The sequence below is a fragment of the Enterobacter sp. BIGb0383 genome (assembly GCF_003751845.1).
Taxonomy (GTDB): domain Bacteria; phylum Pseudomonadota; class Gammaproteobacteria; order Enterobacterales; family Enterobacteriaceae; genus BIGb0383.
Genome location: NZ_RJKQ01000002.1, coordinates 940,102 through 964,516 on the forward strand (window position 1 = coordinate 940,102; position 24,415 = coordinate 964,516).

The 24,415-nt window shown below is 56.4% G+C and carries 20 protein-coding genes; 10 read left to right on the plus strand and 10 right to left on the minus strand.

Annotation, left to right across the window (positions count from 1 at the left end; translation table 11 throughout):
• Position 1: 1 nt before the first annotated feature.
• From acnB to pdhR, 6 genes are all read right to left on the minus strand, one after another.
• Complete coding sequence (gene acnB, locus EDF81_RS12805) at positions 2-2,599, minus strand: bifunctional aconitate hydratase 2/2-methylisocitrate dehydratase (protein ID WP_123348500.1); 2,598 nt, start codon at positions 2,597-2,599, stop codon at positions 2-4.
• 344 nt (positions 2,600-2,943) lie between these two features.
• Positions 2,944-3,675 (minus strand): complement resistance protein TraT, encoded by a 732-nt coding sequence (traT, locus tag EDF81_RS12810; RefSeq protein ID WP_123348501.1) that lies wholly within the window; start codon positions 3,673-3,675, stop codon positions 2,944-2,946.
• A 318-nt stretch (positions 3,676-3,993) separates the two neighbouring features.
• The gene (gene lpdA / locus EDF81_RS12815) at positions 3,994-5,418 is read right to left on the minus strand and encodes a dihydrolipoyl dehydrogenase (protein WP_123349056.1); all 1,425 of its coding nucleotides are present in this window, start codon (positions 5,416-5,418) and stop codon (positions 3,994-3,996) included.
• 199 nt (positions 5,419-5,617) lie between these two features.
• Complete coding sequence (aceF, locus tag EDF81_RS12820) at positions 5,618-7,498, minus strand: pyruvate dehydrogenase complex dihydrolipoyllysine-residue acetyltransferase (RefSeq protein WP_123348502.1); 1,881 nt, start codon at positions 7,496-7,498, stop codon at positions 5,618-5,620.
• Between the two features lie 14 nt (positions 7,499-7,512).
• A complete protein-coding gene (gene aceE, locus EDF81_RS12825) occupies positions 7,513-10,176 on the minus strand; it encodes a pyruvate dehydrogenase (acetyl-transferring), homodimeric type (RefSeq protein ID WP_123348503.1) in 2,664 nt (887 codons plus the stop codon).
• 159 nt (positions 10,177-10,335) lie between these two features.
• Positions 10,336-11,100 (minus strand): pyruvate dehydrogenase complex transcriptional repressor PdhR, encoded by a 765-nt coding sequence (gene pdhR / locus EDF81_RS12830; RefSeq protein ID WP_123348504.1) that lies wholly within the window; start codon positions 11,098-11,100, stop codon positions 10,336-10,338.
• A 539-nt stretch (positions 11,101-11,639) separates the two neighbouring features.
• Between pdhR and aroP the strand changes: the two genes are divergently transcribed.
• The 3 genes from aroP to EDF81_RS12845 all read left to right on the plus strand — a co-directional run bounded on the left by aroP (position 11,640) and on the right by EDF81_RS12845 (position 15,511).
• The gene (gene aroP / locus EDF81_RS12835; RefSeq protein WP_123348505.1) at positions 11,640-12,980 is read left to right on the plus strand and encodes an aromatic amino acid transporter AroP; all 1,341 of its coding nucleotides are present in this window, start codon (positions 11,640-11,642) and stop codon (positions 12,978-12,980) included.
• A gap of 174 nt (positions 12,981-13,154) precedes the next feature.
• The gene (locus tag EDF81_RS12840) at positions 13,155-14,561 is read left to right on the plus strand and encodes a glycoside-pentoside-hexuronide (GPH):cation symporter (RefSeq protein ID WP_123348506.1); all 1,407 of its coding nucleotides are present in this window, start codon (positions 13,155-13,157) and stop codon (positions 14,559-14,561) included.
• Positions 14,561-15,511 carry a family 43 glycosylhydrolase gene (locus tag EDF81_RS12845; protein ID WP_123348507.1) on the plus strand — a complete coding sequence of 317 codons (951 nt, stop codon included), beginning with the start codon at positions 14,561-14,563 and terminating at the stop codon, positions 15,509-15,511. The genes EDF81_RS12840 and EDF81_RS12845 overlap by 1 nt, the downstream gene beginning before the upstream one ends.
• An 18-nt stretch (positions 15,512-15,529) precedes the next feature.
• Here the strand turns inward: EDF81_RS12845 and ampE are convergent, their stop codons facing one another.
• Both ampE and ampD read right to left on the minus strand, forming a co-directional pair.
• Positions 15,530-16,384 carry a beta-lactamase regulator AmpE gene (gene ampE, locus EDF81_RS12850; RefSeq protein WP_123348508.1) on the minus strand — a complete coding sequence of 285 codons (855 nt, stop codon included), beginning with the start codon at positions 16,382-16,384 and terminating at the stop codon, positions 15,530-15,532.
• Position 16,385: 1 nt separating this feature from the next.
• On the minus strand, positions 16,386-16,928 hold the full coding sequence (gene ampD, locus EDF81_RS12855; RefSeq protein ID WP_123348509.1) for a 1,6-anhydro-N-acetylmuramyl-L-alanine amidase AmpD: 543 nt from the start codon (positions 16,926-16,928) through the stop codon (positions 16,386-16,388).
• A gap of 87 nt (positions 16,929-17,015) precedes the next feature.
• Here ampD and nadC point away from each other — a divergent pair, with 87 nt between their 5' ends.
• The 4 genes from nadC (at position 17,016) to hofC (ending at position 21,105) form a co-directional block, all read left to right on the plus strand.
• On the plus strand, positions 17,016-17,909 hold the full coding sequence (gene nadC / locus EDF81_RS12860; RefSeq protein WP_123348510.1) for a carboxylating nicotinate-nucleotide diphosphorylase: 894 nt from the start codon (positions 17,016-17,018) through the stop codon (positions 17,907-17,909).
• A gap of 184 nt (positions 17,910-18,093) precedes the next feature.
• Complete coding sequence (gene ppdD, locus EDF81_RS12865) at positions 18,094-18,552, plus strand: prepilin peptidase-dependent pilin (RefSeq protein WP_123348511.1); 459 nt, start codon at positions 18,094-18,096, stop codon at positions 18,550-18,552.
• Positions 18,549-19,916: a type II secretion system protein GspE gene (gene gspE, locus EDF81_RS12870; RefSeq protein WP_123348512.1), complete on the plus strand. Its 1,368-nt coding sequence runs from the start codon at positions 18,549-18,551 to the stop codon at positions 19,914-19,916. Before ppdD ends, gspE begins: the two co-directional genes overlap by 4 nt.
• Positions 19,906-21,105 (plus strand): protein transport protein HofC, encoded by a 1,200-nt coding sequence (gene hofC / locus EDF81_RS12875; protein WP_123348513.1) that lies wholly within the window; start codon positions 19,906-19,908, stop codon positions 21,103-21,105. The genes gspE and hofC overlap by 11 nt, the downstream gene beginning before the upstream one ends.
• Before the next feature lie 34 nt (positions 21,106-21,139).
• Here the strand turns inward: hofC and EDF81_RS12880 are convergent, their stop codons facing one another.
• Entirely contained in the window at positions 21,140-22,183 is a 1,044-nt protein-coding gene (locus EDF81_RS12880; RefSeq protein ID WP_123348514.1) for a GMP reductase, read from the minus strand.
• A gap of 221 nt (positions 22,184-22,404) precedes the next feature.
• Here EDF81_RS12880 and coaE point away from each other — a divergent pair, with 221 nt between their 5' ends.
• The 3 genes from coaE to yacG are packed head-to-tail and all read left to right on the plus strand — an operon-like array spanning position 22,405 to position 23,980.
• Entirely contained in the window at positions 22,405-23,028 is a 624-nt protein-coding gene (gene coaE, locus EDF81_RS12885; protein ID WP_123348515.1) for a dephospho-CoA kinase, read from the plus strand.
• Entirely contained in the window at positions 23,025-23,768 is a 744-nt protein-coding gene (gene zapD, locus EDF81_RS12890; RefSeq protein WP_123348516.1) for a cell division protein ZapD, read from the plus strand. Before coaE ends, zapD begins: the two co-directional genes overlap by 4 nt.
• A 17-nt stretch (positions 23,769-23,785) precedes the next feature.
• A complete protein-coding gene (yacG, locus tag EDF81_RS12895) occupies positions 23,786-23,980 on the plus strand; it encodes a DNA gyrase inhibitor YacG (RefSeq protein ID WP_123348517.1) in 195 nt (64 codons plus the stop codon).
• Here yacG and mutT read toward each other — a convergent pair.
• Complete coding sequence (gene mutT, locus EDF81_RS12900; RefSeq protein WP_123348518.1) at positions 23,977-24,369, minus strand: 8-oxo-dGTP diphosphatase MutT; 393 nt, start codon at positions 24,367-24,369, stop codon at positions 23,977-23,979. The two genes, yacG and mutT, sit on opposite strands and share 4 nt — an antisense overlap.
• Positions 24,370-24,415: the final 46 nt, after the last annotated feature.

A 24,415-nucleotide genomic window follows, 5' to 3' on the forward strand; every position in this document is an offset into this window, starting at 1 on the left:
CTTAGACTGCGGTCTGGAAGATAACCCCGTCGGCTTTCTCGGTGTACTGAGAGAGCTGATCGAAGTTCAGATAGCGGTAGGTATCCACCGCGGTCTTATCCACCTGCGCAATAAAGGTCTGATACTCTTCCGGCGTCGGCAGTTTGCCGATCAGCGCCGCAACCGCCGCCAGCTCCGCAGAAGCCAGATAGACGTTCGCGCCGGTACCGAGGCGGTTCGGGAAGTTACGCGTTGAGGTCGACACCACGGTTGAGCCGTCCGCCACGCGCGCCTGGTTACCCATACACAGGGAGCAGCCCGGGATCTCAATACGCGCCCCGCTCTTACCAAAGACGCTGTAGTAGCCCTCTTCCGTCAGCTGTGCCGCATCCATACGGGTTGGCGGTGCCACCCACAGACGAGTCGGCAGCTGGCCTTTATGGGTATCCAGCAGCTTACCGGCGGCGCGGAAGTGGCCGATGTTAGTCATACAGGAACCGATAAAGACCTCATCGATCTTATCGCCCTGAACGTCAGACAGCAGACGCGCATCGTCCGGATCGTTCGGCGCACAAAGGATCGGCTCTTTGATTTCGCTCAGATCGATGTCGATCACCGCCGCGTACTCCGCATCGGCATCGGCTTCCATCAGCTGCGGATCCGCCAGCCATTTTTCCATCCCTTCAACGCGACGCTCCAGCGTACGACGGTCGCCATAGCCTTCGGCAATCATCCACTTCAGCAGCACGATGTTGGAGGTCAGGTACTCAACGATAGGTTCCTGGTTCAGCTTGATGGTACAGCCAGCTGCGGAACGCTCTGCCGAGGCATCGGTCAGCTCAAACGCCTGCTCAACTTTCAGATCCGGCAGACCTTCGATTTCCAGGATACGGCCGGAGAAGATGTTTTTCTTACCTTTCTTCTCAACGGTCAGCAGACCCTGTTTGATCGCGTACAGCGGGATGGCATGAACCAGGTCACGCAGGGTGATACCCGGCTCCATTTTGCCTTTAAAGCGCACCAGCACCGATTCCGGCATATCCAGCGGCATTACGCCGGTCGCAGCGGCAAACGCCACCAGACCAGAACCTGCCGGGAAGGAGATACCGATCGGGAAACGGGTATGGGAGTCACCGCCGGTGCCCACGGTATCCGGCAGCAGCATGCGGTTCAGCCAGGAGTGGATTACGCCATCGCCCGGACGCAGAGAGACGCCGCCGCGGTTCATAATAAAGTCAGGCAGCGTGTGGTGTGTGGTCACGTCGACCGGCTTCGGATAGGCCGCAGTGTGGCAGAAGGACTGCATCACCAGGTCGGTCGAGAAGCCCAGACAGGCCAGGTCTTTCAGCTCATCGCGGGTCATCGGCCCGGTGGTGTCCTGAGACCCGACGGAGGTCATTTTCGGTTCGCAGTACTGGCCCGGACGGATACCGGCAACGCCGCAGGCGCGACCGACCATTTTCTGTGCCAGCGAGAAGCCACGGCTGCTTTCCGCCACGTCTTTCGCCTGACGGAAGACGTCGCTGTGCGGCAGACCAAGGGCTTCACGCGCCCTTGTGGTCAGCCCACGGCCGATAATCAGCGGGATACGGCCACCGGCACGCACTTCGTCGATCAGCACGTCGGTTTTCAGTTCGAAGCTGGCCAGCAGTTCGCCGGTTTCGTGATTGCGGACTTCACCTTTGAACGGGTAAACGTCAATTACGTCGCCCATATTCAGGTCGTTAACGTCCACTTCAATCGGCAGCGCACCGGCATCTTCCATGGTGTTAAAGAAGATTGGCGCAATTTTGCCGCCCAGCACCAGGCCACCGCCGCGCTTGTTCGGCACGAACGGGATATCGTCGCCCATAAACCACAGCACCGAGTTGGTAGCAGATTTACGCGAAGAACCGGTACCCACAACGTCACCGACGTAGGCCAGCGGGAAACCTTTCGCCTGCAGGGCTTCGATCTGTTTGATTGGGCCGACGGCGCCAGGCTGATCCGGCTCAATGCCTTCACGGGCGTTTTTCAGCATCGCCAGGGCGTGCAGCGGGATATCCGGGCGGGACCAGGCATCCGGTGCCGGAGAAAGGTCATCGGTGTTGGTTTCGCCGGTGACTTTAAACACGGTCACGGTGATTTTTTCCGCCAGAGAAGGACGGCTCAGGAACCACTCGGCGTCCGCCCAGGACTGCATCACCTGCTTCGCGTATTCATTACCAGCTTTGGCTTTCTCTTCCACGTCGTAGAAGTTATCGAACATCAGCAGGGTATGGGACAGGGCTTTGGCGGCAATCGGCGCCAGCTTATCGTTGTCCAGCGCGTCAATCAGGGGGTTAATGTTGTAACCGCCCTGCATGGTGCCAAGCAGCTCAATGGCTTTTTCCGGGGTCACCAGAGGGGAAGAGGCTTCGCCTTTGACAATGGCGGCCAGGAAACCGGCTTTCACATAAGCCGCTTCATCAACACCAGGTGGAACACGATTAATCAGTAGATCGGACAGGAATTCTTCTTCGCCCGCAGGCGGGGTCTTCAGCAGCTCGACAAGTGCAGCCATCTGGGTGGCATCTAAAGGTTTAGCAACAATTCCCTCAGCGGCACGTTCGGCTACGTGCTTACGGTATTCTTCTAGCACGACGGTTCTCCTCGCTCTCATTGTCATAATGCGGCAAACACTTCTTTCAGGTGCCTTTGCGTTGGGTGTGCATCCTGAATGATGTTGTGTAACCTGGCGAAATCTTCACACTCCTGTGAGACAGCAGTTTGTAGGGTAAATGCCGGTACCGCGTCGGGCAGCATAGCAGGATTTTCAGGGGGTGTTAATCTGTTTACAAAAAAGCAACATTATATTTTTGCTGAATCGTTAAGAACGCGATAATGGTCGAGGGAATGCGTCACCTTACTGCAAAAATGCGGTTTGCCGGGATCCGGCAATAAAAAAAGCGGCTGAGTCAGCCGCTTTTTTCACGTCCGGGGGGATTAGAAAATATTCGCCACGGATTTCGCCAGATGCGCTTCAAGCTGCGGTTTGGCTTCTTCGAATTTCAGGTTAACCTTGTTGGCATTGGAAACAACGCGGGTCTGATATTTCGCACGGTCGCCCTGCTCGGTGCTGGTCTGAACCTTGTAGCCGGAAGTGCCCTGACGCAGCGCGGCGACGTTATCGGTGGTCACTTTCGCTTTGCTGCGCTCGGAGATCTGCAGGTCGGTTACCATGGTGTAGTTCACATCTTCTACCATCGCATCTGCAGCCATACCGATCAGGCCAGCCGCCAGACCCACGCCCAGTGCGGCACCGGAAGAGTTGCTGTTATAGGCGGTGATACCTGCACCCAGCGCGGCACCGGCAACGGCACCTTCATAACCGCTGTTCAGGAAGCCCTGAGCCTGACGCAGATCCATTTTGTCCGCTTTCAGCACGTTAGCCTGAACCCAGAAGTGAGCCGTATCCGGAGAGCTGGTCACTTTGAAGCCTTTCGCCGTCAGTTCATTCGCTAACAGGGTCTGCAGGTTGCTCATATCTTTATCGGAGGTGTTTTTCACCTGGATATAGATGGTTTTTTCGGAAGACGGTTCCAGCCAGATAGTCTGGCTCATCTGCGTTTTGACTTCGAGGTTACGTTTTTTAATGGCGGTGGTCATCGCACCACAGCCGGTAAGGACAAAGGTCGCCAACATAACGCTAACAACGGCCAATTTCTTAAAAGACATTTTATTTCCTTTTATTCGACTTAAATCCCAAAAAATACAATGCGAAAGACATGCAGAAATAATGCGATGAAAGAGAAGGGGTAAAAAAGTCGACAGGAGAGAAATAAAAAGCTGCCTGTATCCCTTTAGCTGCGCATCATCCCTGATGTATATCATTAAAAATACAATCATTGAGTATCGAGTAGTATCGGGGAAAAAGGAGGCGATTAAAACAACAAATTACCTACTATAAACAGCAGTTGTTATATTGAGAGAATTCATTTTTTTAGCGAATATAAAAAACGCCTCCGAAGAGGCGTTAATTTCATTTATGGCGAATTATTTCTTTTTCGCTTTCGGGTTCGGCAGGTCGGTGATACTACCTTCGAACACTTCAGCTGCCAGACCAACGGACTCGTGCAGCGTCGGGTGCGCGTGAATGGTCAGCGCGATATCTTCAGCGTCACAGCCCATTTCAATTGCCAGACCGATCTCACCCAGCAGCTCGCCGCCGTTGGTGCCGACAATCGCGCCGCCGATAACACGGTGGGTCTCTTTGTCGAAGATCAGTTTGGTCATACCGTCTGCGCAGTCAGAAGCGATAGCACGGCCGGAAGCAGCCCACGGGAAGGTGGCGGTTTCGTAGCTGATGCCTTTTTCTTTCGCTTCTTTCTCGGTCAGACCTACCCAGGCAACTTCTGGCTCAGTATAGGCAATTGACGGAATCACTTTCGGATCGAAGTAGTGCTTCATGCCGGCGATAACTTCAGCGGCAACGTGACCTTCGTGAACACCTTTGTGCGCCAGCATCGGCTGACCGACGATATCGCCGATAGCAAAGATGTGCGGCACGTTAGTGCGCAGCTGTTTGTCCACGCGGATAAAGCCACGGTCGTCCACTTCCACGCCAGCCTGGCCCGCGTCGAGGTTTTTACCGTTCGGTACACGACCGATAGCCACCAGCACCGCATCGTAACGCTGTGCTTCTGCCGGCGCTTTTTTGCCTTCCATGGAAACGTAGATACCGTCTTCTTTTGCTTCAACGGCGGTCACTTTGGTTTCCAGCATCAGGTTGAATTTCTTGCTGATGCGTTTGGTGAAGACTTTAACGATATCTTTGTCAGCAGCCGGGATCACCTGGTCGAACATTTCAACCACGTCGATCTCTGAACCCAGCGCATGGTACACGGTAGCCATTTCCAGACCGATGATGCCGCCGCCCATAACCAGCAGACGCTTAGGTACGGATTTCAGCTCCAGCGCATCGGTGGAATCCCACACGCGCGGATCTTCATGCGGAATAAACGGCAGTTCGATCGGACGGGAGCCCGCTGCGATGATCGCGTTGTCGAAGTTGATCACGGTTTTGCCGTTTTCGCCTTCCACTTCCAGGGTGTTCGCCCCGGTAAATTTACCCAGACCGTTAACCACTTTAACCTTACGGCCTTTCGCCATACCGGCCAGACCACCAGTCAGCTGCGTGATAACCTTTTCTTTCCAGGTACGAATTTTGTCGATATCGGTTTTCGGCTCACCGAAAACAATACCGTGTTCAGCCAGCGCTTTAGCTTCTTCAATCACTTTAGCAACGTGCAGCAGCGCTTTAGAAGGGATACAGCCGACGTTCAGACAAACACCACCGAGGGTGCTGTAGCGTTCTACGATGACGGTCTCCAGACCTAAGTCAGCGCAACGGAAGGCTGCAGAGTAACCTGCCGGGCCTGCCCCAAGTACCACGACCTGAGTTTTGATTTCAGTACTCATCATGACCTCTTAATTATTTCCGGCGATCCTGGGTACTTGTCGCCCTTCATCCACCGGGACGTTCTATCCGCTCGTATCTTACAAAACCGTTAACAATTTTGAAACACAAACGGCAAACGAATTCATTCTGTCTGCCGGTAACCCCAACAACCCTATGAGATTACCAGAAAAAAGCCGGCCGTCAGGCCGGCTTTTTTGATTACATCACCAGACGGCGGATGTCGGACAACGTGTTGTTGATGATGGTAATGAAGCGGGCACCATCAGCACCGTCGATCACGCGGTGGTCGAAGGAGAGAGAGATTGGCATCATCAGACGCGGCACAAACTCTTTACCGTTCCACACCGGTTCCATCGCAGACTTGGACACACCGAGGATAGCCACTTCCGGCGCGTTAACAATCGGCGCGAAGTGGGTTGTACCCAGGCCACCGATGCTGGAGATGGTGAAGCAGCCGCCCTGCATTTCGCCAGCGGTCAGCTTACCATCACGCGCTTTCTTAGAAATCACGGTCAGCTCACGAGACAGCTCGGTGATGCTCTTCTTGTTCACGTCTTTGAAGACCGGAACAACCAGACCATTCGGGGTATCAACCGCAACACCGATGTTGATGTATTTCTTCAGCGTCAGCTTCTGTGCATCTGCGGACAGAGAGCTGTTGAAGCGCGGCATCTGTTCCAGAGCGGCAGCAACGGCTTTCATGATGAAGACAACCGGGGTGAATTTCACGTCCAGTTTACGCTTCTCAGCTTCGGCGTTCTGCTGTTTACGGAACGCTTCCAGATCGGTGATATCGGTTTTGTCGAAGTGGGTAACGTGCGGGATCATCACCCAGTTACGGCTCAGGTTAGCACCAGAGATTTTCTGGATACGGCCCAGTTCCACTTCTTCGATTTCACCAAACTTGCTGTAGTCGATTTTCGGCCACGGCAGCATGCCAGGCAGACCGCCGCCGGTGGCAGCAGGTGCAGACTCAGCGCGTTTAACCGCGTCTTTCACGTAAGCCTGAACGTCTTCGCGCAGGATACGACCTTTACGGCCAGTCCCTTTCACTTTCGCCAGGTTAACGCCAAACTCGCGCGCCAGACGGCGAATCAGCGGGGTTGCGTGAACGTAAGCGTCGTTTTCAGCGAACTCAGATTTGCCTTCCGCTTTAGCCGCCGGAGCAGCAGCAGGTTTAGCCGCCTGAGCAGGTGCAGCAGCCGGTGCCGGAGCAGCAGCCTGAGCTGGAGCCGCAGCAGGCGCAGCGCCTTCTACTTCGAAGACCATGATCAGGGAGCCGGTGGACACTTTGTCGCCGGTGCTGATTTTGATCTCTTTAACGGTGCCCGCGAACGGTGCCGGGACTTCCATGGAAGCCTTGTCACCTTCTACGGTGATCAGTGACTGTTCAGCGGCAACTTTATCGCCCACTTTCACCATCACTTCGGTCACTTCAACTTCGTCACCGCCGATATCCGGAACGTTAACGTCTTTCGGACCTGCAGCCGCAGCCGGAGCCGCTTCCGCTTTCGGTGCAGAAGCTGCCGGCGCTGCGCCCGCAACTTCGAAGACCATAATCAGGGAGCCGGTGGACACTTTGTCGCCGGTGTTGATTTTGATCTCTTTAACCACGCCCGCGAACGGTGCCGGGACTTCCATTGAGGCTTTGTCGCCTTCAACGGTGATCAGAGACTGCTCAGCCGCAACGGTGTCGCCAACTTTAACCATGATCTCGGTAACTTCAACTTCGTCGCCGCCGATGTCCGGTACGTTAACGTCTTTTGCTGCCGCAGCAGCAGGTGCTGCCGCCGGAGCCGCTTCTTTTTTCTCTTCTGCCTGAGCAGGTGCAGCGGTCGCTGCACCTTCGGCGGATTCGAAAATCATGATCAGAGAACCGGTTTCCACTTTACCGCCGACAGAGATTTTGATCTCTTTAACAACGCCGGCCTGCGGAGACGGAACTTCCATAGAGGCTTTATCGCCTTCTACGGTGATCAGCGACTGTTCAGCTTCAACTTTGTCGCCCACTTTGACCAGGATCTCGGTGACTTCAACTTCGTCAGCCCCGATGTCCGGTACATTGATTTCGATAGCCATTCTCTCTTTACCTCTTATGCCAGACGCGGGTTAACTTTATCTGCATCGATGTTGAATTTGGTGATAGCGTCAGCCACCACTTTCTTATCGATGTCGCCACGTTTAGCCAGTTCGCCCAGTGCTGCAACCACCACGTAAGAAGCATCAACTTCGAAGTGGTGACGCAGGTTTTCACGGCTGTCAGAGCGACCGAAGCCGTCGGTACCCAGTACGCGGTAATCATCAGCCGGTACATAAGTACGAACCTGCTCGGCGAACAGTTTCATATAGTCAGTAGATGCTACTGCCGGTGCGTCGCTCAGAACCTGAGCAATGTACGGCACACGCGGAGTTTCCAGCGGGTGCAGCATGTTCCAGCGCTCACAATCCTGGCCATCACGCGCCAGTTCAGTGAAGGAGGTTACGCTGAACACGTCAGAACCGATGCCGTAGTCTTTCGCCAGGATCTGCGCTGCTTCACGAACGTGACGCAGGATGGAGCCTGAACCCAGCAGCTGAACTTTACCTTTCGCGCCTTCAACTGTTTCCAGTTTGTAGATACCTTTACGGATACCTTCCTCAGCACCTTCCGGCATAGCCGGCATGTGGTAGTTTTCGTTCAGGGTGGTGATGTAGTAGTAAATGTTCTCTTGCGCTTCACCGTACATGCGATGCAGACCGTCATGCATGATGACCGCAACTTCGTAGGCGAAGGACGGATCGTAAGAGATACAGTTCGGGATAGTCAGAGACTGAATATGGCTGTGGCCATCTTCGTGCTGCAGACCTTCACCGTTCAGAGTCGTACGACCGGAAGTACCACCGATCAGGAAGCCACGCGCCTGCTGGTCACCTGCTGCCCAGCACAGGTCGCCGATACGCTGGAAACCGAACATGGAGTAGTAGATGTAGAACGGGATCATCGGCAGATTGTTGGTGCTGTAAGAAGTTGCAGCGGCCAGCCAGGAAGAACCTGCGCCCAGCTCGTTGATCCCTTCCTGCAGAATCTGACCTTTCTCGTCTTCTTTGTAGTAGGCAACCTGCTCACGGTCCTGCGGGGTGTACTGCTGGCCGTTCGGGCTGTAAATACCGATCTGACGGAACAGACCTTCCATACCAAAGGTACGCGCTTCGTCGGCGATGATCGGAACCAGACGATCTTTGATCGACTTGTTCTTCAGCATCACGTTCAGGGCACGAACGAAAGCGATGGTGGTGGAGATCTCTTTGTTCTGCTCTTCCAGCAGCTGGGAGAAGTCAGAGAGTTCCGGCAGTTCCAGCTTCTCGCTGAAGTTAGGCTGACGAGACGGCAGGTAGCCGTTCAGCTTCTGACGCTGTGCGTGCAGATAGGTGTGCTCTTCAGACCCTTCAGGGAAGGTGATGTAAGACAGTTTTTCAACCTGCTCATCGGAGACAGGAACATTGAAGCGGTCGCGGATATAGCGCACGCCGTCCATGTTCATTTTCTTCACCTGGTGAGCGATGTTTTTACCTTCAGCGGTATCACCCATGCCGTAACCTTTGATGGTATGGGCCAGGATAACGGTCGCTTTGCCGGTAGTTTCCTGCGCTTTTTTCAGTGCAGCGTAGACTTTCTTCGGATCGTGACCACCGCGGTTCAGTGCCCAGATCTGTTCGTCAGACCAGTCGGCAACCAGCGCTGCAGTTTCCGGATATTTACCGAAGAAGTGCTCACGAACGTAGGCACCGTCTTTGGATTTGAAGGTCTGGTAGTCGCCGTCAACGGTTTCGTTCATCAGCTGGATCAGTTTACCGCTGGTGTCTTTACGCAGCAGCTCATCCCAACGACCGCCCCACATGACTTTGATAACGTTCCAGCCGGCGCCGCTAAAGATGCCTTCCAGTTCGTTGATGATCTTGCCGTTGCCGGTTACCGGACCATCCAGACGCTGCAGGTTACAGTTGATGATGAAGCACAGGTTGTCCAGTTTCTCACGGGTGGCGATAGTGATCGCACCTTTGGATTCCGGCTCATCCATTTCGCCGTCGCCCAGGAAGGCGTAAACGGTCTGTTTGGAGGTGTCTTTCAGGCCACGGTGTTCCAGATATTTCAGGAATTTAGCCTGGTAGATCGCACCAATCGGGCCCAGGCCCATGGATACGGTCGGGAACTGCCAGAATTCCGGCATCAGTTTCGGGTGCGGGTAAGAAGACAGACCGTTACCGTGAACTTCCTGACGGAAGTTGTTCATCTGATCTTCAGTCAGACGGCCTTCCAGGAACGCACGTGCGTACACGCCCGGAGAGATGTGACCCTGGAAGTACACCAGATCGCCGCCGTCCTGCTCGCTGCGCGCGCGGAAGAAGTGGTTGAAACACACTTCATAAACGGTTGCGGAAGACTGGAAGGATGCCATGTGGCCGCCCAGCTCGAGGTCTTTTTTAGACGCACGCAGCACGGTCATGATGGCGTTCCAGCGGATAGCAGAACGAATACGACGTTCCAGCTCCAGATTGCCCGGGTATTCCGGTTCATCTTCAACGGCAATAGTGTTGACGTAGTTGTTAACCCCAGTGCCAACTGCAGTTTTCACGCCGCCTTTACGGGCTTCGGAAAGCAGTTGGTCGATCAGATACTGAGCACGCTCAACACCTTCTTCACGGATGACCGATTCGATCGCCTGTAGCCAGTCGCGAGTTTCGATCGGATCCACGTCATTTTGTAAACGTTCTGACATGGGTATTCCTTATCTATCTAGTTCGTTGATTTATCTGGAACCTGTCCCATTGCACTCTCCAGTAAGAATGCAATAAGACAGGTTCTGCGTTTAGTTGCCGCGCACATTAAAGGCGCTTCAGTTTCACATCTCCCGGCAAATCTTCTGCCAGAAAAATCATTAATTCTTCCGCTGCTCCAGGCGGCGCATTGAGCGTTCACGACGGCTTTGCTCACGACTGCGATCCAGCAGGATTTCTTCAATAAAGGCCAGGTGGCGATGGGACGCTTCACGCGCCTTTTCCGGCTCACCGGCGATAATGGCTTCAAACACGTCCGTACGGTGCTTGCTGACCAGCGGGAGCATCTCCCGTCGCGCGTACAGCAGCTCGAAGTTCTGACGGACGTTCTGTGCCAGCATCGGCTCCATGCAGCGTAGCAGATGAAGCAGCACCACATTATGCGCCGCTTCGGTGACAGCAATTTGATACTGCACAACCGCGTCGGACTCGGCGTCAAGATCGCCGGACTGCTGTGCCCGCTCGATGGCCTGGTGCAATTCGCGAATGCGCGACTTGTCTTCGTCCGTGCTGCGCAGCGCGGCATAGTATGCGGCGATGCCTTCCAGCGCGTGGCGCGTCTCGAGCAGATCAAACTGGGATTCAGGGTGGTCGGAGAGCAATTCTACCAGCGGGTCGCTGAAGCTCTGCCAGAGGCTACTTTGAACAAAGGTACCGCCGCCCTGGCGACGAAGCAGCAGGCCCTTCGCTTCGAGACGTTGAATCGCCTCGCGCAGAGAGGGACGGGAAACGTCGAACTGTTTCGCCAGTTCGCGTTCAGGTGGAAGTTTTTCGCCGGGGCGCAATGTCCCCTCAAGAATCAAAAACTCCAGCTGCTGTTCAATCACATCGGATAGTTTTGGTTGGCGGATTTTGCTGTAGGCCATTATTCCCTGTCTCTGCCATTAGCCCGGAGTCAATTGGTCTTACCAATTTCATATTCGTGACGCTAAAGTAACAAAGTATTCACCTTCTGTCCATACAGGTTTTGATTGAAATCATTAAAGCCTGCACATTTTAACAACGTTACAGAAATAACGTTTCAAACATGTAACCTTGCACAAATGAGCAATTTACCCCCAAAGCGGCAATTTTAACTTTTGTGAAACGCTATAAACGTCACCCTGAACCGATTCACCATGTGAATATATGAATAGAAATGCACTTACCTCGCATGAGAATCGAAAAATCGTACCCCTTTTGGGGCGATCCCTCGGGTTACAAATGGTTTCTTTTTATTCAAGTCGTTATTGACCTTTATAAAGCAGGTGCATTCGTCTGCGCTTACCACTATTCTTAATCTTGTGAAAGCATTAGGACGATAATCCCGCCCCTCTTTCCGTAAACAAATTAATACAAAGAATGGAATCTTATAATTACACGCACACAACCGTGTACACATAACAACCACACTCACGAGGTTTAAATGGAAGGTCAACAGCTAAAGCGCGGCCTTAAAAACCGGCATATCCAGCTTATTGCCCTCGGCGGCGCGATAGGAACAGGCCTGTTCCTGGGGAGCGCATCCGTTATTCAGTCCGCCGGCCCCGGCATTATTCTGGGCTATGCCATCGCCGGTTTTATTGCTTTTCTGATTATGCGCCAGCTGGGCGAGATGGTCGTTGACGAGCCGGTTGCCGGTTCCTTCAGCCACTTCGCCTATAAATACTGGGGCGGTTTCGCAGGCTTTGCTTCCGGCTGGAACTACTGGGTGCTCTATGTCCTGGTGGCGATGGCGGAACTGACCGCCGTCGGCAAATATGTGCAATTCTGGTATCCCGAGATCCCGACCTGGGTCTCCGCTGCGGTCTTCTTCGTTGTCATCAACGCCATCAACCTGACCCACGTAAAAGTGTTTGGCGAAATGGAGTTCTGGTTTGCGATTATTAAAGTCATTGCCGTAGTGGCGATGATCCTGTTCGGCGGCTGGCTGCTGTTCAGCGGCAACGGCGGCCCGCAGGCGACCGTTCGCAACCTCTGGGAGCAGGGCGGTTTCCTGCCTCACGGCATAACCGGGCTGGTGATGATGATGGCAATCATTATGTTCTCGTTTGGCGGACTGGAGCTGGTGGGGATCACCGCCGCTGAAGCCGACAACCCGGAGCAGAGCATCCCGAAAGCCACCAACCAGGTGATTTGGCGTATTCTGATCTTCTACGTGGGCTCGCTGGCAGTCCTGCTGTCGCTGCTGCCGTGGACCCGTGTTACCGCTGATACCAGCCCGTTTGTCCTGATCTTCCATGAGCTGGGCGATACCCTTGTGGCGAACACGCTTAACGTCGTGGTCCTGACCGCCGCACTCTCGGTCTATAACAGCTGCGTTTACTGTAATAGCCGGATGCTGTTCGGCCTTGCCCAGCAGGGCAACGCGCCAAAAGCGCTGCTGAAGGTCGATAAGCGCGGCGTGCCGGTTAACACCATTATCGTCTCGGCCACGGTCACTGCCCTGTGCGTGCTGATTAACTACCTGGCGCCGGACTCGGCCTTTGGCCTGCTGATGGCGCTGGTGGTCTCTGCTCTGGTGATTAACTGGGCGATGATCAGCCTGGCGCATATGGAGTTCCGCCGCGCCAAAAAGCAGCAGGGCGTCACCACGCGCTTCCCTGCCCTGCTCTATCCGCTGGGTAACTGGGTCTGCCTGCTGTTTATGGCGGCGGTACTGGTGATTATGGCGATAACGCCGGGGATGGCGATCTCCGTCTGGCTGATCCCGGTCTGGGTGGTGATTCTCGGCATCGGCTATCTGATCAAGCAGAAAAATGCATAAGCGCTAAGCGCTATTTGTTCCTCTCTGCACCCGTTTCAGGGTGCAGAGCCTGTTACAGACTTCACACTTTCCTTCCGACAACCATTTCGTCCATATCAGCGACCTATTACTGCTACGCAATTATCGCTTCGCAGGCAAATAATTCTCGCCATACCCTGAGGTGGAGACCTGTGGATGGACAATAGCAAACTGTCAGTCAAAGAGAAGATTGGTTACGGCATGGGTGACGCCGGCTGTAATATTATCTTCGGCGCTATAATGTTGTTTGTTAACTATTTCTATACGGATATCTTCGGCCTGGCCCCGGCGCTGGTGGGCGTGCTGCTGCTGTCGATCCGCGTGATAGACGCCGTTACCGACCCGATTATGGGCGCGCTGGCCGACCGGACCCGCAGTAAATATGGCCGATTCCGTCCCTGGCTGCTGTGGATTGCCCTGCCCTATGCCCTGTTCAGCGTCCTGATGTTTACCACGCCGGACTGGACCTACAATAGCAAGGTTATCTATGCCTTCGTTACCTACTTCCTGCTGTCGCTGACCTATACCGCCATCAATATTCCGTACTGCTCGCTGGGCGGCGTGATCACTAACGACCCGAAAGAGCGCGTTGCCTGTCAGTCCTACCGCTTTGTGATGGTGGGGATTGCCACCCTGCTGCTCTCCCTGACCCTGTTGCCAATGGCAGAATGGTTCGGCGGCGAGGATAAAGCCAAAGGCTATCAGATGGCGATGACCGTGCTGGCGTTTATCGGCATGTGTATGTTCCTGTTCTGCTTCGCCACCGTTCGCGAACGCGTTCGTCCGGCGGTCCAGAGCAATGACGAGCTGAAAAAAGACTTCCGTGACGTCTGGAAAAACGATCAGTGGGTCCGCATCCTGCTGCTGACCCTGTGCAACGTCTGCCCCGGCTTTATCCGCATGGCGGCCACCATGTACTACGTCACCTGGGTGATGCAGCAAAGTACCCACTTTGCCACCCTGTTTATCAGCCTCGGCGTGGTGGGCATGATGATCGGCAGTATGCTGGCGAAGGTGCTGACCGACCGCTGGTGCAAACTGAAAGTCTTCTTCTGGACCAATATCGCACTGGCGATCTTCTCCAGCGCCTTCTACTTCTTTGACCCGCGGGCGACCACGCTTATTATGGTGCTCTACTTCCTGCTCAATGTCCTGCATCAGATCCCGTCCCCGCTGCACTGGTCTCTGATGGCCGATGTGGATGACTACGGCGAGTGGAAAACCGGGAAACGTATTACCGGGATCAGCTTCTCCGGCAACATCTTTTTCCTCAAAATCGGCCTGGCCGTGGCCGGGGCGATGGTAGCCTTCCTGCTCTCCTGGTACGGCTATGACGCCGGCGCCAAACAGCAGAGCGCAACCGCCATCAACGGGATTGTGCTGCTCTTTACCGTGATCCCGGGCGTAGGTTATCTGATCACCGCGGGCGTGGTGCGCCTGATGAAAGTGGACCGCGAGCTGATGCAGCGGATCCAGCAGGATCTGGAAAAACGCCGTGCCAACTACCGCGAGTTAAATGAGACGTCAGATATCGGTGGCGTACACAACGTAAGGAAAGCGTAATGAAAAACTGGCCCAATCCCTTTATTGAACAGCGCGCCGACCCGTTTATTCTGCGCCATGAAGGGGAATACTACTTTATCGCTTCCGTACCGGAGTATGACCGGCTGGAAATTCGTCGCTCGACCACCCTCGAAGGTCTGCGCGATGCGCCGGGCGTAGTGGTATGGCGCAAGCCGGACAGCGGCCCGATGAGCCATCTGATCTGGGCGCCGGAACTGCACGTTATCGATGGCAAATGGGTGATCTACTTTGCCGCCGCGCATACGCAGGCTTTCGACGCGCTGGGCATGTTCCAGCACCGCATGTTCGTGCTGGAGTGTGCCGACAGCGATCCTCAGCGCGGGAAATGGGTTGAACGCGGTGAGTTAAAAACCCAGTTTGACAGCTTCGCCCTCGACGCCACCACCTTCTCGCATCAGGGCAGGCAGTGGTATTTATGGGCGCAAAAAGATCCCGCGATACCCGGTAATACCAACCTCTATCTGGCCGAGCTGGAAAATGCGTGGACGATTAAGGGTAAGCCGGTGATGCTCAGCAAACCGGAACTGGAGTGGGAGTGCCGCGGTTTTCTGGTCAACGAAGGTCCGGCGGTCATTCGCCACGGCGATAAGCTGTTTGTCACCTACTCCGCCAGCGCCACCGATGAGAACTACTGTATCGGGCTGTTATGGATAGACGTCAAGGCCGACCCGCAGGAAACCGCCAACTGGCATAAATCGCCGCAGCCGGTGTTTACCACCAGTTGGGAAAATCGTCAGTTTGGGCCGGGCCACAACAGCTTTACGCAAACCCCTGAGGGTGAGGACGTGCTGGTCTATCACGCGAGGAACTACACCGAGATCGAAGGCGATCCGCTTTACGATCCGAATCGCCACACCCGCCTGAAGCTGATTCGCTGGCAGGAAAACGGGATGCCTGACTTCGGCATCCCGCATGCGGATTCACATTAATCGACAACGGCGCGCGGGCTACATCAGCGCGCCGTAAATCGTCAGCAGTGCCACCACGACCACCACGGCAAGCGAGGTTTTCTTCGCCATCAGCACGGCCGCCTTCGGCGTTTCCACCTTATCGACATGCGGCTCGCGGGCCAGCGAAAGCTGGGCCAGGTAGCTCAGTACCTGATACTGGGCGGTATGGCGATCGCCAAGTGAGGCAAACCAGGCGGGAAGCGCCTTTTCACCGTGACCAATCAGGGCATAGACCACGCCCACCAGCCGCACCGGCAGCCAGTCCACCACGTGAAGCACGCCGTCGATACCCGACTGTACGCGCTGATGCGGCGTCTGATAGCGCGCCAGCCACGACTGCCAGGCGCGTAAAAAGGCATAGCCCACCAGCGTTACCGGTCCCCAGGGGCCGCCGACGATAAACCAGAACAGCGGAGCCAGATAAAAGCGATAGTTGATCCACAGCAGCCCATTTTGCAGCTCGCGGAGATATTCACGCTCGTCGCACTCCGGCGGCACGCCGTGGATCAGGGTCAGCTCGCTGGCCATCGCATCGCGGGCGTGGGCATCATCGCGGGCGGCGGCCTTCAGGTACGCATGGTAATGCAGACGCACCTTGCCCGCGCCGATACAGAGCAGTCCCAGCAGGATCCAGACCACCAGCAGCGGGACATTAAACAGCAGACCGGAGAGTGCACGCAGGATCAGGAAGGTTGCCGCCATCGCCAGCGCGGTCATCAGTAGCGTATGCAGCAGGGAGAAGTGGCGAACACGGCGGAACAGCGCCTCCAGGCGATGGTCCAGATGCCAGTGCTCACCCAGCTTAAACAGACGCTCGGCCAGCAGCACGAGAAGTGCGGTAAACAGTGTCATCTTATCTCCTTATCTGACCACGAAACCGCGCCCAGTCAAACGCCGGGCCGGGATCGGTTTTACGCACCGGCGCGATATCGCTGTGGCCGGTCATATGGTCGGCGATTGCCGGGTAAACCTCGATTAATTGCTGCGTCAGCGCCGCCAGCTGCTGATACTGTGCATCGGTGTAGGCCAGGGTATCGGTGCCTTCCAGCTCAATACCAATCGAAAAGTCATTGCAGCGCTCACGTCCCTGATAACAGGAAACGCCCGCATGCCAGGCGCGCTTCGTAAAGGGCACGTACTGCACGATTTCACCGTCGCGGCGGATCAGACAGTGGGCGGATACTCGCAGGTGGACAATCTCAGCAAAGAAGGGATGTGCGTCAGGATCGAGGGTGCCGCTAAAGAGCGCATCGATCCATGGCCCGCCGAATTCACCGGGCGGCAGGCTGATATTATGTACCACCAGCAGCGAAGGGGTTTCGTCATCCGGACGCAGATCGCAATGGGGAGAAGGTACTCGTCGCGCCTCGCTCAGCCAGCCCTCGTGTAACGCCATGCAAGAACTCCTTATATATGGTGCCAACGGCCGGTTCAGAGTAGCATGTTTCAATCTTTTGATTCGTTACCAATTTGGAGTTTTATGATGCCGCCTCGCCGCTATAACCCCGACCAACGACGCGACGCACTCCTTGAGCGTATCCATCTGGATATCCCCGCCACGGTGGAGCAGGCGCTGCGTGAAGACCTGGGCGGCGAAGTGGATGCCAGTAACGATATTACGGCCCAATTGTTGCCGTCGGATGCACGCTCCCATGCCATCATCATTACCCGTGAAGACGGCGTATTCTGCGGCAAACGCTGGGTGGAAGAAGTCTTTATTCAGCTGGCCGGTGACGACGTGCGTATGACCTGGCAGGTTAAAGACGGCGATACCGTGACCGCCGGACAGACGCTGTTTGAGCTGGACGGACCGTCGCGTGTGCTGCTGACCGGTGAACGTACGGCGCTGAACTTTGTCCAGACGCTTTCCGGCGTGGCCAGCGAAGTACATCGCTATGTCAGTCTGCTGGCCGGTACCCGTACCCAGCTGCTGGATACGCGCAAAACCCTGCCCGGCCTGCGCACCGCGCTAAAATACGCGGTGCTGTGCGGCGGCGGAGCTAACCACCGCCTCGGCCTTTCCGACGCTTTCCTGATCAAAGAGAACCATATTATTGCCTCCGGCTCGGTGCGTCAGGCTGTTGAAAAAGCCTTCTGGCTGCACCCGGACGTGCCGGTCGAAGTGGAGGTCGAAACCCTGGATGAACTGCGCGACGCGCTGCACGCCGGGGCGGACATCATCATGCTGGATAACTTTGACACGGCACAGATGCGCGAAGCGGTGCGTATCACCAACGGCCAGGCACAGCTGGAAGTGTCCGGTAACGTCACCGCCGACACCCTGCGTGAGTTTGCCGAAACCGGCGTTGATTTTATCTCCGTCGGGGCGCTGACCAAGCACGTGCGCGCCCTCGATCTCTCCATGCGTTTTCGCTAACGCCTGCTGCGCTGATGTTGACTAACGGGCCGCTGGCCCGTTTTTTTCGAGCGGCTTCGCAACGCCCGCTTCACCGCTGCACAGCGGAAATAAAAACCGGAACCCGCCTTCACAACTCATCTTTTGTGCCTCGCCTCCTTTAACTGCGGCTGTCAGATTACGCCCAGCCAACAAAGGAGTGACTATGAGCAAACAACGAGGATTTACCCTTATCGAACTGATGGTGGTCATCGGCATCATCGCAATTCTTAGCGCCATCGGCGTCCCCGCCTGGCAGAACTATCTTCGCAAAGCGGCGCTCACCGATATGCTGCAGGCCTTTATGCCCTACCGTACCGCTATCGAACTCTGCGCCCTCGATCGCGGGGGCCCGCAGGATTGCAGCGCAGGCAGCAACGGCGTGCCGTCACCGACCACCACCCGCTACGTGTCGGCAATTGCCGTTAGCCGGGGAATCGTCACCCTGACCGGACGAGAAAGCCTGACCGGCCTGCAGGTTGTTATGACCCCAGCCTGGGATAATGCTAACGGGCTAACCGGCTGGCAGCGCAGCTGTGATATCCAGAGCGACAGCGCCCTGAAGCAGGCCTGCGGTGAGGTCTTCCGCTTCAATGCACCGGCAGATGCAGGAGGCGGCGCATGAAAGCGGATAAACTGGTGAATTTATGTCAGCGCCATCATGCGCTCTTGCTTAACAGCGATGACGAGATGCTCTGTATCGCGGTGGTCGGTAATCCGTCAACGGAGCTGATGGACGCTCTGCGTTTCGCTACCCAGAAACGGGTGGATATTGAGTGCTGGACCCAGGAACGGATGGACAGCCATCAGCATCTGATGCCCGCCGCAACGGATAACCTGCCTGCGGCGGAACTGTTAAGCCAGACGCTACAGCAGGCGCTGACGCAGCGCGCCTCGGATATTCATTTTGAACCGGCGGAGACCCACTACCGTATTCGCCTGCGCGTAGACGGCGTGCTGCACGACCTCGCCCCCGTCTCCGCCGACGCCGCCTCGACCCTGACCGCCCGCCTGAAAGTACTCGGCAATCTGGATATCGCCGAACGTCGCCTGCCGCAGGATGGCCAGTTCACGGTCGATATTGCCGGAACGCCCGTCTCCTTTCGTATTGCCACCCTGCCCTGTCGCGGCGGAGAGAAAATCGTCCTGCGTCTGCTGCATCTGGTCGAGCAGGCGCTGGAACTTAACGCGCTGGGGCTGACGCCACCGCAGCTGGAACGGGTTGAACGCCGCCTGCACCAGCCTCAGGGGCTGTTGCTGGTTACTGGACCAACGGGTAGCGGCAAAACCGTCAGCCTCTATAGCGCGCTGCAGGCGCGGAATACGGCAGAGGTCAACATCTGCAGCGTGGAAGATCCGGTCGAGATCCCTATTGCCGGACTCAATCAGACCCAGGTTAACCCCCGCGCGGGGCTGACCTTCCAGAGCGTGCTGCGGGCGCTTCTGCGCCAGGATCCGGATATTGTCATGGTCGGCGAAATTCGCGATGGCGAAACCGCTGAAATCGCACTGAACGCGGCACAAACCGGCCACCTGGTGCTGTCGACGCTGCATACCAATTCCACCAGCGAAACCCTGGTGCGGCTGCAGCAAATGGGCGTGGCACGCTGGATGCTCTCGGCAGCCCTGACGCTGGTTATCGCCCAGCGGCTGGTACGCAAGCTCTGCCCGCACTGTCGGCAAAAAAGTGCGGCGGCCGACCCGCTGCCCGAATCGCTCTGGCCTCACCCTCTGCCACGCTGGCGAGCGGTCGGCTGCGACAGCTGCTACCACGGCTTCTATGGCCGTATCGCGCTATTCGAGGTGCTGGATATCAACGCCGATCTGCGACAGGCCATTGCCGAGGGCCGGGATGTACAAACCATTGAACAGCTGGCGCGACAGGCGGGGATGAGCACCCTCTTTGAGAGCGGCTGCCTGGCCGTCAGCCGGGGACAAACCACGCTGGAAGAAGTGATCAGGGTTCTGGGAATGCCGCATGTCGGCTAAGAAGCTATGGCGGTGGAAGGGGCTTAGCCTGACGGGAGAGTCGCGGGAAGGGGCTCTCTGGGCGGCAGACCGCATCGCGGCGGCAGAGATGCTACAGCAGCGGCAGATTACACCGCTGTCCCTGAAACGTTGCTCGGTTAAAAACTCAGGATGGCGCAGTGAATTCAGCTGCCAGCTGATACAACAGCTGGCCACGCTGCTACAGGCGGGGTTAACCCTCTCTACCGGCCTGACCCTGCTGGCCGGGCAGCATCCCAGTCGCCAGTGGCAGGCTTTGCTGAACCGTCTGGCAGAGGATCTGGAAAACGGCGTGGCGCTCTCCGTCGCCATGCAGGCCTGGCCGCAGGTCTTTCCGCCGCTTTACCAGGCGATGATCCGCACCGGGGAGCTGACCGGTAAGCTTGATGAGTGCTGTCTCCAGCTGGCTCGCCAGCAGCAGGCCCAGCGGCTGCTGGTACAAAAAGTGAAAAAAGCGCTGCGCTATCCGCTGATTATTCTGCTCCTGGCGCTGAGCGTGATGCTGGCGATGGTGTGGCTGGTTCTGCCGGAATTTGCGGCGATCTACCAGACCTTTAACGCCCCGTTGCCCGCGCTTACCCGTGGCGTACTGGCCTTTGCCGACGGCATGCAGCGCGCAGGGCCACTGCTGCTGGCGGCGCTGATACTGCCGGGCATCGCCGCGCTTCTGCTACACGGACAACCTCGCTGGCAGCGGCTTCGTCAACGCCTTATTCTCACCACACCGGTGCTCGGCGAGCTGGCCCGTGGGCAGAAACTCAGCCAGATTTTCACCGTCCTCTCGCTCACCCAGAGCACGGGCATTGCTTTTCTGCAGGGGCTGGAAAGCGTTGAAGAGACGTTAACCTGCCCTTACTGGCGCGATGTTATCCGTCAGCTTTATCTGCAAATTAGCGAAGGCGTGCCCATCTGGCAGGCGCTGAAAAATAGCGGTGAGTTTAGTCCGCTCTGCCTGCAGCTGGTGATGACCGGTGAAGCCTCTGGCGCGCTGGACAGGATGCTCGGCAATCTCGCTCGTCATCATAGTGAAGCGACCTGGCAGCAGGCGGATAACCTTGCGGCACTGCTGGAACCGTTGCTGCTGGTGGTGACAGGGGCAATCGTCGGAACGCTGGTCGTGGCCATGTATTTGCCCGTGTTCCAGCTGGGGGATGCGATAAGTATGGGGTGAAATCTGGCGCAGGAGCCTGCGCCAGAGACCAGCCTTAAAGGCTGTTAAAGACGCGGTTTTCCTGCTCCTGAACGCGAATAAACGTGGTGCGTTTAGTCAGCTCTTTCAGGCGGGATGCGCCAACATAGGTACAGGCAGAACGCAGGCCGCCGAGAATATCGCGGGCGGTGTTCTCAACCGGGCCGCGCAGCGCCAGCTTAACGGTTTTACCTTCTGCCGCACGGTAACCGGCTACGCCGCCTACGTGGCGGTTCATCGCCGACTCGGAGCTCATGCCGTAGAACTGCATAAACTTCTCGCCATTCTCTTCCACCACGGTGCCGCCGCTTTCATCGTGACCCGCCAGCATCCCGCCAAGCATCACGAAATCTGCGCCGCCGCCGAAGGCTTTCGCCACGTCACCCGGCATGGTGCAGCCGCCGTCGCTGACGATCTGTCCGCCCAGACCGTGAGCCGCATCCGCGCACTCAATAACGGCAGAAAGCTGTGGGTAGCCCACGCCGGTTTTAACGCGGGTAGTACAGACGGAGCCTGGACCAATACCCACTTTGACAATATCGGCGCCAGAGAGGATCAGCTCTTCACACATTTCACCGGTAACAACGTTGCCCGCACAGATGGTTTTGGTCGGCCAGGCTTCACGCGCTTTTGCTACGAACTGCACAAAGTGCTCGGAGTAGCCGTTAGCGACGTCAATACAGAGAAAATTCAGATCCGGATGCAGATTGAGGATCTCGCCGGTACGCGCAAAGTCCACGTCGGAGGTGCCGGTGGAGACCATCACATGCTTCAGAACGTCTTTTGGCGCGCTGTTAATAAAGGCGCTCCACTGCTCAACGCTATAATGTTTATGTACTGCGGTCAGGATCCCGAAGGATGCCAGGGCCTGCGCCATCGCGAAGGTGCCCACGGTGTCCATATTGGCGGCAATGATCGGCACGCCGGACCAGCGCTGGCCTGAGTGTTTAAAGGTGAATTCGCGTTCCAGTTCAACATCGGAACGGCTTTTGAGGGTGGAGCGTTTAGGGCGGATAAGAACGTCTTTAAAACCGAGCTTCAGATCTTCTTCAATACGCATGTCAGATTCCTGGGGTTAAAGGCAAAAAAAGCGCAACTCCAGTGACGCTATCATACGCATGAATAAGACCGCCGCAAGACTGCGAAAAACACTTTTTTTACGCTACAATCCCAGAAATTTACCTGATGAACGGTGAGGATCATTCCCTCTCGTATCAGTACCGAAAGTATCGATTCTAATTTGTTGATATTTAAAACAAACCAAATCAGAGACGTGGTGTAATGACCTATACAGTAGCGCTAACGGGTGGGATTGGCAGCGGCAAAAGCACGGTCGCCGACGCCTTTGCGCACCTGGGCGTGCAGGTTATTGATGCCGATATTATCGCCCGCCAGGTCGTAGAGCCTGGAACCGACGCGCTAAACGCTATCGCGATGCATTTCGGACCCGGGATGATTGCCGCTGATGGCACGCTTAATCGGCGCCTGCTGCGTGAGCGAATTTTCAATAATGCCGATGAAAAAACCTGGCTGAACGCCCTGCTGCATCCGCTGATCCAGCAGGAAACCCGTCGACAGATGCGCCTGGCAACCTCGCCCTATCTTCTCTGGGTGGTTCCGCTACTGGTGGAGAACCGGCTTGCCGCGCAGGCCAATCGGGTGCTGGTGATCGATGTTTTACCAGAGACGCAGCTGGCCCGCACGATGCAGCGCGACAATGTGCCGCGCGAACTTGCCCAACGCATTCTCTCCGCCCAGGCCACCCGCGAAGCGCGGCTGGCGATCGCGGATGATGTCATTGACAATAATGGCGCACCGGATGCCATCGCATCGGATGTTGCCCGCCTGCACGCACAATACCTCAGGTATGCGTCACAGGCCGTAGCACAGGAAAAACCCTCATGACCACCGATGTCCTTTTTGAACATCCGCTGAATGAAAAAATGCGGACATGGCTGCGGATCGAATTTCTGACCCAGCAGCTTTCCGGTGCACAGACCATTGCCGATCATGCTGGTGCACTTCATTTCTTCCGCAACGCAGGCGATCTGCTGGACGTGTTCGAGCGCGGTGAAGTCCGCAGTGAACTGCTCAAAGAGCTGGATCGCCAGCAGCGTAAACTGCAGGCCTGGGAGGCGGTTCCCGGCGTCGATCGCGATCGTATTGATAGCCTGCGCCAGCAGCTCAGGTCCTGCGGTAGCGTGCTGATGTCCGCCCCGCGTATTGGCCAGCTGCTGCGCGAAGACCGCCTTATTGCCCTGGTGCGACAGCGCCTGAGTATTCCAGGCGGCTGCTGTAGCTTCGATCTGCCGACGCTGCATATCTGGCTGCATTTACCCCAGGCGCAGCGTGATGCCCAGGTAGAGATCTGGCTGCGCAGCCTCGATCCGCTCCTGCAGGCGCTGACCCTGATCCTCGATTTGATCCGTAATTCCGCCCAGTTCCGCAAGCAAACCAGCCTTAACGGCTTTTATCAGGATAACGCCGAGGGGGCGGATCTGCTGCGTCTGCGGCTGCCGCTTGCTGACGAGCTTTATCCGCAGGTTTCCGGCCATAAGAGCCGTTTCGCGATTCGCTTCCTGCCGCTCGACAGCGAGAACGGCCTGGTGCCGGAGCGCCTGGATTTTGAACTGGCCTGCTGTTAAGGCGTTAAGGAGTAAAGATGTCTGATATTACAACGGTAAACTGTCCCACCTGCGGCACGACGGTCGTATGGAATGAGAAAAGCGCGTTCCGCCCCTTCTGCTCAAAGCGCTGCCAGCTGATTGACTTAGGCGAGTGGGCAGACGAAGAGAAACGCATCCCCAGCAGCGGCGATCTCTCCGAGAGCGACGACTGGAGCGAACAGCAGCCTTAAGGCTGCTGCACCAGCCGGGTAATCACCGGCTCATTGGCGGGCGGGAACTCATCGGCAATCAGCGCCTGCTGTTGCAGCCAGCGCCCAGGCTGCCCCTCTTTTCCCCAGGGCTCGCCTTCCCAGCTTTCCACCAGGAAAAACCACAGGGTGATATGCCGGTCTGGGAACTGATACTCCAGCTTGTCGAACAGGCTGGAACCCGTGACGGCAATCCCGACCTCTTCCTGTAATTCCCGCGTCAGCGCCTGCTCCGGGCTTTCACCACTCTCAATTTTCCCGCCTGGAAACTCCCACTTGTTGGCCATATGCGCATCGGCAGCCCGACGGGTAATAAAGATTTCACCCTGCGCATTGCGAATAATGCCGACGGCGATGTTCAGTATTTTCATGCTTTACCCCATAAAAAAGGCGCAGAAATCTGCGCCTGATTTTAAT

Bases quoted from the DNA above. Each gene is read 5' to 3' on its own strand.
- EDF81_RS12840 (WP_123348506.1), top strand. From the start codon at position 13,155: ATGGACAATAGCAAACTGTCAGTCAAAGAGAAGATTGGTTACGGCATG.
- aceE (WP_123348503.1), bottom strand. From the start codon at position 10,176: ATGTCAGAACGTTTACAAAATGACGTGGATCCGATCGAAACTCGCGAC.
- EDF81_RS12845 (WP_123348507.1), top strand. From the start codon at position 14,561: ATGAAAAACTGGCCCAATCCCTTTATTGAACAGCGCGCCGACCCGTTT.
- EDF81_RS12880 (WP_123348514.1), bottom strand. From the start codon at position 22,183: ATGCGTATTGAAGAAGATCTGAAGCTCGGTTTTAAAGACGTTCTTATC.
- gspE (WP_123348512.1), top strand. From the start codon at position 18,549: ATGAAAGCGGATAAACTGGTGAATTTATGTCAGCGCCATCATGCGCTC.
- pdhR (WP_123348504.1), bottom strand. From the start codon at position 11,100: ATGGCCTACAGCAAAATCCGCCAACCAAAACTATCCGATGTGATTGAA.
- lpdA (WP_123349056.1), bottom strand. From the start codon at position 5,418: ATGAGTACTGAAATCAAAACTCAGGTCGTGGTACTTGGGGCAGGCCCG.
- aroP (WP_123348505.1), top strand. From the start codon at position 11,640: ATGGAAGGTCAACAGCTAAAGCGCGGCCTTAAAAACCGGCATATCCAG.
- coaE (WP_123348515.1), top strand. From the start codon at position 22,405: ATGACCTATACAGTAGCGCTAACGGGTGGGATTGGCAGCGGCAAAAGC.
- ampD (WP_123348509.1), bottom strand. From the start codon at position 16,928: ATGGCGTTACACGAGGGCTGGCTGAGCGAGGCGCGACGAGTACCTTCT.
- ppdD (WP_123348511.1), top strand. From the start codon at position 18,094: ATGAGCAAACAACGAGGATTTACCCTTATCGAACTGATGGTGGTCATC.
- traT (WP_123348501.1), bottom strand. From the start codon at position 3,675: ATGTCTTTTAAGAAATTGGCCGTTGTTAGCGTTATGTTGGCGACCTTT.
- zapD (WP_123348516.1), top strand. From the start codon at position 23,025: ATGACCACCGATGTCCTTTTTGAACATCCGCTGAATGAAAAAATGCGG.
- ampE (WP_123348508.1), bottom strand. From the start codon at position 16,384: ATGACACTGTTTACCGCACTTCTCGTGCTGCTGGCCGAGCGTCTGTTT.
- mutT (WP_123348518.1), bottom strand. From the start codon at position 24,369: ATGAAAATACTGAACATCGCCGTCGGCATTATTCGCAATGCGCAGGGT.
- aceF (WP_123348502.1), bottom strand. From the start codon at position 7,498: ATGGCTATCGAAATCAATGTACCGGACATCGGGGCTGACGAAGTTGAA.
- hofC (WP_123348513.1), top strand. From the start codon at position 19,906: ATGTCGGCTAAGAAGCTATGGCGGTGGAAGGGGCTTAGCCTGACGGGA.
- yacG (WP_123348517.1), top strand. From the start codon at position 23,786: ATGTCTGATATTACAACGGTAAACTGTCCCACCTGCGGCACGACGGTC.
- nadC (WP_123348510.1), top strand. From the start codon at position 17,016: ATGCCGCCTCGCCGCTATAACCCCGACCAACGACGCGACGCACTCCTT.